13 protein-coding genes are annotated in these 10,767 nt (G+C 41.2%); 8 read left to right on the forward strand and 5 right to left on the reverse strand.

What is annotated here, in order from left to right:
• From AAFM34_RS18805 to AAFM34_RS18815, 3 genes are all read left to right on the forward strand, one after another.
• On the forward strand, nucleotides 1-393 hold a 393-nt coding region (locus AAFM34_RS18805; RefSeq protein WP_341665497.1), incomplete at its 5' end, for a LysR family transcriptional regulator substrate-binding protein.
• Between the two features lie 129 nt (nucleotides 394-522).
• Nucleotides 523-1,737, forward strand: coding sequence for an ABC transporter substrate-binding protein (locus AAFM34_RS18810; protein ID WP_341665499.1), 1,215 nt, complete (start codon nucleotides 523-525; stop codon nucleotides 1,735-1,737).
• A gap of 23 nt (nucleotides 1,738-1,760) precedes the next feature.
• Complete coding sequence (locus tag AAFM34_RS18815; protein WP_341665501.1) at nucleotides 1,761-4,232, forward strand: ATP-binding protein; 2,472 nt, start codon at nucleotides 1,761-1,763, stop codon at nucleotides 4,230-4,232.
• On the opposite strand, the gene AAFM34_RS18820 is transcribed toward AAFM34_RS18815, so the two are convergent.
• Entirely contained in the window at nucleotides 4,229-4,456 is a 228-nt protein-coding gene (locus AAFM34_RS18820) for a glutaredoxin family protein (protein ID WP_341665503.1), read from the reverse strand. The genes AAFM34_RS18815 and AAFM34_RS18820 overlap by 4 nt on opposite strands.
• A 112-nt stretch (nucleotides 4,457-4,568) precedes the next feature.
• Between AAFM34_RS18820 and AAFM34_RS18825 the strand changes: the two genes are divergently transcribed.
• Entirely contained in the window at nucleotides 4,569-5,072 is a 504-nt protein-coding gene (locus AAFM34_RS18825; RefSeq protein ID WP_341665505.1) for a M48 family metallopeptidase, read from the forward strand.
• 75 nt (nucleotides 5,073-5,147) lie between these two features.
• Nucleotides 5,148-5,348 carry a hypothetical protein gene (locus tag AAFM34_RS18830; protein WP_341665507.1) on the forward strand — a complete coding sequence of 67 codons (201 nt, stop codon included), beginning with the start codon at nucleotides 5,148-5,150 and terminating at the stop codon, nucleotides 5,346-5,348.
• Here AAFM34_RS18830 and pilW read toward each other — a convergent pair.
• On the reverse strand, nucleotides 5,345-6,022 hold the full coding sequence (gene pilW, locus AAFM34_RS18835) for a type IV pilus biogenesis/stability protein PilW (RefSeq protein ID WP_341665509.1): 678 nt from the start codon (nucleotides 6,020-6,022) through the stop codon (nucleotides 5,345-5,347). The two genes, AAFM34_RS18830 and pilW, sit on opposite strands and share 4 nt — an antisense overlap.
• A gap of 121 nt (nucleotides 6,023-6,143) precedes the next feature.
• Here pilW and AAFM34_RS18840 point away from each other — a divergent pair, with 121 nt between their 5' ends.
• The gene (locus AAFM34_RS18840; protein ID WP_341665511.1) at nucleotides 6,144-6,950 is read left to right on the forward strand and encodes an alpha/beta hydrolase; all 807 of its coding nucleotides are present in this window, start codon (nucleotides 6,144-6,146) and stop codon (nucleotides 6,948-6,950) included.
• A 215-nt stretch (nucleotides 6,951-7,165) separates the two neighbouring features.
• Here AAFM34_RS18840 and metA read toward each other — a convergent pair whose 3' ends face one another.
• On the reverse strand, nucleotides 7,166-8,107 hold the full coding sequence (gene metA, locus AAFM34_RS18845) for a homoserine O-succinyltransferase (RefSeq protein WP_341665513.1): 942 nt from the start codon (nucleotides 8,105-8,107) through the stop codon (nucleotides 7,166-7,168).
• Between the two features lie 132 nt (nucleotides 8,108-8,239).
• On the opposite strand from metA, the gene AAFM34_RS18850 reads away from it, so the two are divergent.
• A complete protein-coding gene (locus tag AAFM34_RS18850; protein ID WP_371833286.1) occupies nucleotides 8,240-8,611 on the forward strand; it encodes an ATP-binding protein in 372 nt (123 codons plus the stop codon).
• An 83-nt stretch (nucleotides 8,612-8,694) separates the two neighbouring features.
• Entirely contained in the window at nucleotides 8,695-9,039 is a 345-nt protein-coding gene (locus AAFM34_RS18855) for a hypothetical protein (protein ID WP_341665516.1), read from the forward strand.
• Between the two features lie 96 nt (nucleotides 9,040-9,135).
• Here the strand turns inward: AAFM34_RS18855 and AAFM34_RS18860 are convergent, their stop codons facing one another.
• Both AAFM34_RS18860 and AAFM34_RS18865 read right to left on the reverse strand, forming a co-directional pair.
• On the reverse strand, nucleotides 9,136-10,101 hold the full coding sequence (locus tag AAFM34_RS18860; protein WP_341665518.1) for a tripartite tricarboxylate transporter substrate-binding protein: 966 nt from the start codon (nucleotides 10,099-10,101) through the stop codon (nucleotides 9,136-9,138).
• A gap of 340 nt (nucleotides 10,102-10,441) precedes the next feature.
• On the reverse strand, nucleotides 10,442-10,648 hold the full coding sequence (locus tag AAFM34_RS18865; RefSeq protein WP_341665520.1) for a hypothetical protein: 207 nt from the start codon (nucleotides 10,646-10,648) through the stop codon (nucleotides 10,442-10,444).
• Between the last annotated feature and the right edge of the window lie 119 nt (nucleotides 10,649-10,767).

The following is a 10,767-nucleotide window of genomic DNA, read 5'->3' on the forward strand; positions in this document are numbered from 1 at the left end:
CGGTTCACTCTTATCGCGGTGAACAGCGCTTCATGCGACTTCACGTCGCACAGACAAAAATGTATTAACTTTGAAGAGTTTTTTAACCATGAACTCGTTATGTTTAAGCCCGGCTATTTTCATAGAGATTTCGTTGAGGATAAAGCCCGCCTATACAAGCGAGATATTAAGTTTTCATTCGAGACTAATCTACTGCCTCTGATTTTGAGTGTTGTAAAGAACGAGTTTGCGATTACAGCGCTTCTTAAACTGGTTACAGATAACGAAGCGGATGTTGTAGCCATACCTTTTGATGACCCAGTGCATATTCGACTCTCGCTTGCGTGGAGAAGGAATGGATACTTATCTATAGCTGATAGAACTTTCATCGAATTCATCAAACAGTATGTGTAGAAGCAGTGGAGTTTGCTATCTAATGAGAGGCTTATTTTTATATTTGTAAGTCAACAAATTACTGGAAAAATGACCGTACTTTCCTAGTCTAGATAGAGAGACTAAGAATGAAAAGCGTGGACACAAATTATGGTTAGACTGCTTTGGATCTTGATTTTTATATTGTCAGCATTTGCGGTTAAGGCAAGCCAACCGGATGTCGTCAGGATATACCTTGATGCAGATAGGACAGGGCATTTAGAGTCTGCTTTATCCATCGAACATGGAATTAAGGTTGCCTTTTCTCAGCACGGTGATCAAATTGCAGGAGTGCCGGTAGAGTTTATAACGACGGATCACAGGGGCAATGTGCTGAGAAGTAAAAAAAATATGCAGCACTTTTTGGACGATCCTCAAGGACTTGTCTACGTGGCAGGTTTGCATTCACCTCCTCTTATAAAATACCGAGAATATATTAATAAATCAAAAATTCTTACTTTGGTACCATGGGCGGCGGGAACGCCGATTACACGCTACCCTTCGGCTGATGAAAACTATGTGTTTCGTTTATCTGTCGATGATTCCAAAGTAGGGAAAATACTGGTTGACTACGCCTTAAGCAACGGTTGCAAACAGCCTCACCTGTTGCTCGAAAATACTGGTTGGGGTAAATCTAATCACAAGGCGATGATGGGAGCCCTGCCAGATCAACTTCAAAGCAAAGTGAAAACCAGTTGGTTTAATTGGGGGATCAAAGATACTGATGCGCGAGTTTTGATCAGAGAGGCTCAGTCCAGTGGCGGTGATTGTGCATTGTTGGTCGCGAATAGTCGTGAAGGTAAGCTCATCATCGAGAGTGTGTCAGAGACGGGTATTAACATGCCAATCTACAGTCATTGGGGAATTACTGGCGGGCAGTTTGCGCAAAACGTGCCTTATGAAGTTAGGGAAAAAGCAAAACTGCGCTTTATTCAGTCTTGCTTTAACTTTTATAGTTCTGAAAGTAACAGCTTTAACCAAACGGTATTTGAAAAAGCCAAGACAATGTTCCCTGCCTATTTTGAAACAACCAATATTAAGGCGCCGGCAGGCTTTATTCATGGTTACGATATAGCCAGTGTGTTAATTGCAGCCGCAAGTAAGGTCAAGTTAACACAGGATGTTCAAGCCAACAGAACGGCAATAAAAGGTGCATTAGAATCGATGAATGGGTCGGTGCAAGGCTTGGTCAAAACTTATCAAAAACCTTATACGCGATTTAGTGACGATAACTTTGATGCTCATGAAGCACTCGGCAGCAAAGATTACTGCATGGCAATGTATGATGAAAAAGACGCGGTTAAACTGTTACCGAAATCGATTTAACAGTAAGAAGGCTATTAAGGAGCATGTTTAAGTTTGATAAGAAAAATGGGATGCACCTGTTTAAGTTTGATAAGAAAAATGGGATGCACCTGTTTAGCGTCTTCCTTATGGTCGGTGCCTCTGTTTTTATGCTCGCGAGCTTTTTGTTTGTTAAGCAACAGGCTCGTGATACCGCTCAGATCCTTATCAATGAAAGCTTGAAAGTAAAATTTGTCGCAATAGAACGTTATGTGTTTGAGTTTTTTAAGCTTCACGAACAACGGCTCGAACGTATTACTTCTCACCCTGTGGCTAAAGGGGCCACATTAGAGGGTGTATCGAATGAGGAGGCCTTTGCTGATCAACTCTCCTTACTCAAAGGTGCTGGTGAGAGTGCTTACATCAATCTATATGATTTTTCTGGTGGTTTAGTTTACCAAGAAAGCAAGCTTCCTCAGGTTGTCGAAGATTATATTGTGTCTGGTGTTGAAACTGAATCTCTAATGGAAAGAGTGTCTTATTCTTTTTTTAAAAGCGATGACAAGGACTACTTACTACTTACATCACCTGTTTTGTACAATGGTTATGCTGAAGGTTTGGGAACTTATATAACTCCGGTCGCTGAAAGTGATTTCTTTGAAAGCCTTGGTACAGATAATATGCATTGGTTTGGTATCGCTCAGGACAGGTTGAACTGGAAGATGACGCCACCCAATACTTGGCAGATCGATAAGTTTCCTATCGAAGGGACTGAGCTTTCTCTACTTTATTCTGTCTCCCCGCAGCTAGTCAGCGATGCTGAATCGAATCTGACTCAAAGCCTCTTTATTGGTATGGCTATTGCGACAGGTATTTCATTATTCGTGATGTTTGTGTTTGGTCGGCAGGTACTGGTTTCTCCATTTCGTGCTTTAGCCGAGTCGGAGCATCAACTCTACGAACAGTCCATAGAATTAAAAGCGAAAGAAGCGGAATCTGCTCAGCTTGCTCGAGTGGTTAAATATATGCGCGATGCCGTGGTTTTTACCGACCTCTACACCAAAATTACGTGGGTTAACGGTGCATTTGAACGCCTCACTGGCTACTCTCAAGCAGAAATGATGGGTAAAAAACCCGGTGATATGCTGCAGGGTGAAAAAACCGACAAAGAAACCACACGTAAAATACGAGAAGCCATTGACCACCAAGCATCCGGTTTTTTTGAATTGCTCAATTACAGTAAAGATGGCCAGGCTTATTGGATTGAAATCGCTTTGACGCCTCTATATACAAAAGATGGTCAGGTTGAGGGATTTATGGCGGTTGAACGTGATATTACCCAGCGGGTGGAATTGGAAGGTTCTTTAAAAGTTAAAGCGGTTGAAGCCGAAGCGGCTAATATCGCTAAGTCACAATTTCTAGCGGCGATGAGTCATGAGCTAAGGACGCCAATGAACGGCATTTTAGGTGTCGGTGAATTGCTTAGTAATACTTCGCTTGATGAGGAACAGCGAGAATATGTCGATACTTTTATGGATTCAGGGCGGCATATGCTCAATGTACTGAATGACATTCTCGATTTCTCGAAAATTGAAGCAGGAAAGCTTGAACTAGAACAAAGAGATTTCCATCTTAAAGAATTAGTGGAACGACTTGAGCGATTGTATCAGCCGCTTTGTTTAGACAAGGATCTCGAATTTTCATGCGAGTATTTTCAACCTTGTGATAAAGCTTTGAGAGCGGATGAGACGCGTCTCTCTCAAATTTTACAGAATTTATTAAGTAACGCAGTGAAGTTTACTGAGCAGGGGACGGTGGGTCTGTTCGTTTCGCTTATCGAGAAAGAAAGCCAAGGCGAGTTGACGATACAGGTGTCAGATACGGGTATTGGTATCAGCAAAGAGAAACACTCGGCGATATTTGACCCATTTTCTCAGGCCGAAGGCGACACGACCAGACGGTTTGGTGGTACTGGGCTTGGTCTTTCTATTACTAAAGATATAGTCAAGGCTATGAAGGGAAGCATCGAGTTGAGCAGTGTCATGGGTGAAGGCAGTCAGTTTACGATTGTGTTACCTGTTGCTTTAACCGATATATCCGATGAGAACACGCAGCAAGAAGTTATTCCAGAATTTGATGGTACCGGATTATGCGCCCTTATTGCTGAAGACACGCGCGTAAATGCGGTGGTATTGGGGAAATTTCTTGCCAACAAAGGCTTTGAATATGAAGTGGTTGAAAATGGCCAACTCGCCGTTGAGAGAGTGCAGCAACGCCACTTTGACTGCGTGTTAATGGATAACCATATGCCAGAAATGGATGGAATAGAAGCGGCCAGAACCATATCGTCACTAAACTTAGATGAGCCACCGATAATCATAGGCTGTACCGCCGACGCATTTGAGCACACACGCCAGAAAATGATCTCAGAAGGCTGCACGGACGTTATTACCAAACCAGTCAGTTCTAAAAAACTAGATAAAGTCTTCCACGCCACACTTACCCCTAATAGCGCCAATTCAGCTAAGCAGGCTTAGCCCCGATACATCTTCTCAAAATTACTGGGGTTCCAGCCAATCATATAGCGGTCACCAATCTTTAATACCGGTAGAGAACGTGCGCCAATGGCGTCGAGCTCTTTGCGGCCGCGCTGCATTTTGGCATTGGTTAAACGGTATTTATAGCCCTTGGCGTCAAGATAGCGCTGCGCTTCTTTGCAATGCGGGCATTTGTCTTTGACATACAGGACAAGTCGTTTCATGAGGTGTTCCTACTGATTGAGTAACCCAAGAGTGTAATCAATAACAGATGAATGGCAAGCTTGAATCGATTAGAATAGCGCTCACTCAATGATGCGCAAAGTGAGGATAAGTATGGAGCCCGCGCTTCGCTATATCCAAGGCTACCCAGAACATATTATTACCCCAGTGACTAAAATGTACCAAGATGGGCGCTTGGAAACTTGGTTTAATCAGCGTTATCCTGAGCATCACACGATTAAAAGTGAGAAAGCGCTATTTAATTACACCATGGCGATTAAAAACCGTTATATGAAAAAGACCGCGCCGCTTAGAAAGGTGACTTACGATAACAAAATACACCTGATCAATAATGCATTAGGGCTTCATACTTATGTGGCGAAAGTACATGGTGGAAAAATCAAATCCAACAATGAAATCAAAATCGCCAGTGTGTTTAAACAAGCGCCAGAACCATTATTAAGAATGTTGGTTGTCCATGAGCTGGCTCACCTTAAAGAAAAAGAGCACAACAAGGCGTTCTATCAGCTCTGTTGTCATATGGAGCCTGATTATCACCAACTGGAGCTAGATGCTCGCTTGTTTATGATAGTGAAAAATCTAACCGATTCGAAATAGTAAGGCGTATTGGCGGCTTAAATCAATTAATACGGCTATCCTGAACAGTAGCTTACAACAGAGGATGCTAGGCTGATGGAATTCGAAATCTATATGCCTTGTGAGCCCAAATGGCTATGCGATACGTTACTTGTGTTATTTGCACTGCTTTTTTTGATTGGTTTGGTGGGCTTTGTTTTTGTTGTACGCAACGAATACCTTAAAATTCAGCGCGCTTCGCGGGTGAAAAAGCGTCGCAATACGCCCCTACAGCAACGAAATAAGCACAAAGGCTAATTTATTTTTTGATTTTTCTGGGATCTTTTCTCTTCTAAGGCATTGAAAAGCGCTATCGAAAGCGGATGTTGACCAAATGTAGTCGTGAAGTGGTCTAGATGTTTTAACGCTTGGTTAAGCTCTCCGTGCTCTATTTCCAATTTCGCTAGATTTAACAGAGTTTGTGGCCGATTAGGATCGCGGGCAAGGGTATGACGAAAGTGAGTGATGGCTTGTTCTGGTTTCCCTTCTTTTAACCAACATAGAGCCGAGTTTTGATAAACATCGGCAATGTGATAATAGTCGTCTAGCGTCACCGCCTTTGTAAATTGTGTTTGAGCCAGCTTAAATTGCGAGCGCTTACAAAGAAAACTGCCGTAATCATTAAGCACTTGGCCATTGTTTGGTTCACTGCGTAGTGCGCTTTTATACCACTTATGCGCTTTTTCATAATCAGAGACAGTATCAAAATAGCGTGCCATCGCAATTTGTGAGCGGTAATACCAGGGGGCATGCTCAAGCGCCATCTGAAAATTTTGTTTGGCCTTCACCATATGACTTCGCTGCATATAATTCATCCCAAGTGTAATTCTGGCATCGGCTTTAAGTCTTTGAGTCGAGTCTAGGTTATCGCTGCTTAATGAAGCGGTGCAGGCATTTAAAAGCAAAGCAGCCAAGATAATAAAAATCTGCATTGTGATTTCAGTATTTTCTACATTAATTTGAATGTATTACGCTTATTCTCCGGTCTCATCATTATCAGCGCATTTGTGCGAGTTGAATGACAAGAATGTAAGCAACATAAGGAAACAAAGTGTGAGAAAACAAGTGGTTTGCGCGACTATTGTTAGCTTTCTGGCTGGACTGTCGATTAAATCTTCTCTGGCTTCTGAGCTAGATACAGAAACGCACTATACCGAAGAGGGCATTGCTTATGTTGAACTGGGCAATCCATCAAGTGACTATCGCTTGATTTTTATTCATGGCTCTCCTGGTAGTAAAGAAGGATATCAAGATTATTTATCTGATCCTTGGCTTTTAAAGCATGCGCAATTGATATCTGTGGACCGAATAGGCTATGGTCAATCTCCTAATCGTCTCGAAACGAAAATTAGTCAGCAGTCAAAGCATCTCCAACCACTGCTTGCGAGTGACAAAAAGAATATTGTGGTGGGGCATTCTCTTGGCGGACCAATAGCGCTTTCTCTAGCTTTACAAATGCCCGAGCTGGTGAATGGTTTGGTGTTTGTTGCCCCAGCTTTTGACCCAGAACTAGAAACGCCCAAATGGTATAACATACTCGCTGATACTTGGTTAATCGGCCTGTTTTTGAATCAAAACTGGTCTACGTCAAATGGCGAGATGATGACCCTTGCTGATGAATTATCACTATTGAGTACTAAAAACTGGCAAATTCTAAACAAAGTACCGGTTACTTTGATCCATGGTGACCAAGATACCATTGCCGATCCCGATAACTCAATATTTGCCATGCGCCATTTATCAGGCCAGTTAAAAAAATTGGTTAAGGTTGAAGGCGAAGGGCACTTTATTCTGTGGAAAAGCCCATCCAAGATCATTGCTGAGATTAAGCAGATGATAGAAATAATGCCAAAAACTTAAGTGCTCGGTATATTTGTGTCTTTTACTTTTTTCAGCGCCTCCCACTTCGAAAGACGCCATCTGGAAACCAAAGATGTCTGAGGTAAGCATATTATAGAGGAACAGATTTGTACCTGAAATTAATACCTTCATTGATATAAATCGGCTGGATTAACACAGCCGTTTCATACACCGCTAATCTTTGGTGAGATTATTTAACGCCCATCTAAACAGTGTTAATCATCTTTAGTAAAGTTTTCTTCGCTAAACTGGTCCAAATCATAAGGTGTTTGTTGATAAACACAGTAATTGAGCCAGTTAGAAAATAGTAAATGTCCATGGCTTCTCCAACTGGCAACGGGTGGGTTGTCTGGATTATCGTTGGGGTAGTAATGCACCGGAATTGAAGGCTCCATTCCTTCGCCTAAATCACGAATGTATTCATGATGTAGCGTTAACGCATCGTATTCAGGATGTCCAGTAACAAAGACATTACGCTTGTCCTTGGTTGATGCGAGATATACACCCGCCACATCGGATGTCGCTAAAATGTCGAGGTCAGTATGCTCTTGTAAATATTGCGGCGAAAAGTCGGCATATCTAGAATGTGGTGCCAGAAATGTATCATCAAATCCTCGCAGTAGAGGGTGAAAACAATGATGAATTTGATGATGGTAAACACCTGAAAGCTTTTCTTTGCGCGTACGTTTAGGGAGATCATACAGAAGCTTAAGTCCTGCTTGAGCCGCCCAACAAACATATAGGGTTGAAGTAACGTGCTCTTTTGCCCAAGCCATAATGGCTTGTAGATGTTCCCAGTAAATGACATTTTCAAATTGTACCAATCCTAGTGGAGCACCTGTGATAATCAATCCATCAAAATTACGGTTTTTTACCGCTTCAAACTGTCGATAAAAATTATTGAGATGTTCTGTGGGCGTATTTTTGCTGGGTCTATCGTCAATACGAAGCAGCTCAATATCTATTTGCAGCGGACTATTTGAAAGCAGACGAAGAAATTGAGTTTCAGTCTCTATTTTTTTGGGCATAAGGTTAAGAATGAGCACCTTAAGCGGCCGTATTCCTTGAGTTGAAGCCCTTGATTCTAGCATGACAAAAATGTTTTCCTGACGGAGGACATCACTCGCAGGTAGTTGATCGGGGATCTTAATTGGCACGGCTTACTTCCTTGGCTGTTTAGACGTCTATACTTCTAAATCTAACGTAAACCTTTCTTGATGTCGATAAGATTTTTATGACGTTTTAGGGTAAAATTAGGACTTTGTTATTCGAATTGGTTACTTATGGTAATGAAACTAATCATTGTACGTGGATTGCCAGGATCGGGTAAAAGCACTTTAGCTAAGACTCTTGGCATAAACCATTATGAAGCAGACATGTACTTCATTAATGAACACAACGAGTATCAATTCAATCCTGATGACATAGCGAAAGCGCATTCTTGGTGTAAAAAAATGGTTCGTAAAAGCCTTAAAAACAAACAGAGTGTTGTGGTTGCCAATACTTTCGTTATGAAATGGGAGATTACCCCTTACTTTAAAATGGCTAGGCAATATGGCGCTGAGTTTGAAGTGATTGAATGTAATGGTAATTATGAGAATATCCATGGTGTGGATGCAAAGACAATTGCAGAGATGAAAGCCCGCTGGCAAAAATGGTAATTAGGTAGCTAGACATTTAATACTCTGTTCATGACATATCAGACAAACTTAAGCAGTCCAACTGGATAGTACCTGCTTTCACAATGCCGCTTGAAAAAACACCACCTATCAGAGATGAAAACGATCATATTATTAAACCTGCTAATCATGACGTACCAGCGATTGCGGTGATGCGTATGGTAGTGAAAGAGGGTATCAGCAGAGATATGGTTAGTATATTGATACAGAGCTATGCCGATGCAGTGATCAAGCTCGAAGAGCAAGTGCGTGGTATTCAAAATCCTGATAAGACATATAAAGCAAGTATCTCTTTTGAGGAGAAAGCTGCTTGTGGCGCAATTGGTTTAGTTGAAGTCGCTTGTTTGAAACTGAAATATATCCAGAAAAATCCAGCACAAGCATCAAGAGTGGCTCTTGGGGCTAAATAAGCCGATAACTCGCTCTAACCTAATAGTTTAGAGCGAGTTTGTATTTCAGTGTATATGTGAAAATCTAGCTTTTACTAATTAAATGACAGCGGTTTTCTAACCTAGAAAACCGAGCTGACTCATCAAACGCTCTATATACCTTTCTTGACCTTCAAGAAAGGTATAGAAATCTTTGTCTGCTTTATAGTTATCTATCCAACCATTGTGTTTTTTCACTTCTTGCCACGCTTCAGTTTTGTACATTTTTTGCAGTGCATGGTTCCATTTATCAACCTGTTTTTGACTTATCCCTGGTGCTGCAAAAAAACCTCGCCAGTTGGCAAAAACAGTATTGTTGTCATATTCCGTAAGCGTTGGAATATCAGGTGCAAATTCAAGACGATTTTGTGCTGTAATAGCGAGAACTTTCACTTGCCCAGATTTAGACAACTCGAGAACCTCACTCAAGCCAGTAGACAAGAGATTAATCTCACCTGAAAGCAGAGCCTGCATCGCCCTCGCACCATAGGATGAATATCGTATTTTTTTCGGTTCTAAACCTTCATTTTTTAGTGCCAAGGCTATTACTAGGTGGTCCATGCTTCCTTTGGCTGAGCCACCACCAATCTTGGCCTTTTCAGGGTTATGATAAAGGTCCTTAACAACGTCAATCCAGCTGGTGTATGTTGAGTTAGGAGTAGTGACTATGGCTCCATAATCAGCGATGGTAGCGGCAACAGGAGTTAAATCTCGAAAAGATCGGGGGAATATGCCGTTGAGTGAGTGAACAATGATCGGTGTAGAGCTTACCATTAAAGTATTTGGGTGATGTTTTGCAGTTTCAATTAGGTATGAAATAGCCGCACCACCACCTTCCCCTGCTAGATTCTGATAGGATACTTGATCTACAATCTTTTCGTTTGCTAAGACATTACCTATTTCTTTAGCTGTTCTATCCCACCCTCCGCCGGTCACGCTTGGTATCAGAAAATGTAATTTATTAATGTCTTCTGCAATAGATAAGTTAGCTACAGGAGCAGCGATAATAAAAACTGTTAAATATAGCCTAAGTCTCTCAAGCATAGTTAATATTCCTTATATATTGCCTATTCAAGGTTTAAACAAGTATTCTCGAATATCGATAGGTGTTAATTTTGCTAACCTAACCTTTATATCAAAACGCAACAATACGCATATGTTATATGTTCGTCAATGGTATGTTTTTAAAGAGGTCGGGCGTATTACTAAATGTGTAATGTTGCAGAGTAGGTGAGTAACTATGGATTGTGTGGTTTAGGCTATCAGTTAGGGAGTCTCATTTTAAGTGACAAGAGGTTTGTAAATCTATATTTTACAAACCTCTTAAAGTTATTACAGTATTCAAAAGTCACTATTTATTAGTGTGCTTACGGGTATCTATCACCTATTCACATTCTTTGTGTTTTTCATAACACTGTGCTGTTTTCGGTGAGTCAACCATAACTGCGTATGCGCCTAGTGATTTTGCATATTGGTAGTCTTCTTGTGTGTTGACACCAATAAGTACGATGGTGTTGTCAGCAGCATCAAAGTAAGATAAATCGTCTTTTGACCATCTGAAGGTTGTTTTAGTTCGACCTTCACCTAACATAAAGTGTTCAACTATTTCTACATTACGTGTTAATTCAAAAGCATGCCAACCAGGCTGATCATTGGTATGTACTGGTCTAATGAAACAGGACACTTAATTGAGAGACAATCAATGTTAAT

It is taken from the genome of Vibrio sp., assembly GCF_038138445.1.
Classification (GTDB): domain Bacteria; phylum Pseudomonadota; class Gammaproteobacteria; order Enterobacterales; family Vibrionaceae; genus Vibrio.

Excerpts from the sequence above, each read along its gene's own strand:
- AAFM34_RS18820 (WP_341665503.1), bottom strand. The coding sequence starts at position 4,456 with ATGAAACGACTTGTCCTGTATGTCAAAGACAAATGCCCGCATTGCAAA.
- AAFM34_RS18830 (WP_341665507.1), top strand. The coding sequence starts at position 5,148 with ATGGAATTCGAAATCTATATGCCTTGTGAGCCCAAATGGCTATGCGAT.
- AAFM34_RS18860 (WP_341665518.1), bottom strand. The coding sequence starts at position 10,101 with ATGCTTGAGAGACTTAGGCTATATTTAACAGTTTTTATTATCGCTGCT.
- pilW (WP_341665509.1), bottom strand. The coding sequence starts at position 6,022 with ATGCAGATTTTTATTATCTTGGCTGCTTTGCTTTTAAATGCCTGCACC.
- AAFM34_RS18815 (WP_341665501.1), top strand. The coding sequence starts at position 1,761 with ATGTTTAAGTTTGATAAGAAAAATGGGATGCACCTGTTTAAGTTTGAT.
- AAFM34_RS18810 (WP_341665499.1), top strand. The coding sequence starts at position 523 with ATGGTTAGACTGCTTTGGATCTTGATTTTTATATTGTCAGCATTTGCG.
- AAFM34_RS18855 (WP_341665516.1), top strand. The coding sequence starts at position 8,695 with ATGCCGCTTGAAAAAACACCACCTATCAGAGATGAAAACGATCATATT.
- AAFM34_RS18865 (WP_341665520.1), bottom strand. The coding sequence starts at position 10,648 with ATGTTAGGTGAAGGTCGAACTAAAACAACCTTCAGATGGTCAAAAGAC.
- AAFM34_RS18825 (WP_341665505.1), top strand. The coding sequence starts at position 4,569 with ATGGAGCCCGCGCTTCGCTATATCCAAGGCTACCCAGAACATATTATT.
- AAFM34_RS18850 (WP_371833286.1), top strand. The coding sequence starts at position 8,240 with ATGAAACTAATCATTGTACGTGGATTGCCAGGATCGGGTAAAAGCACT.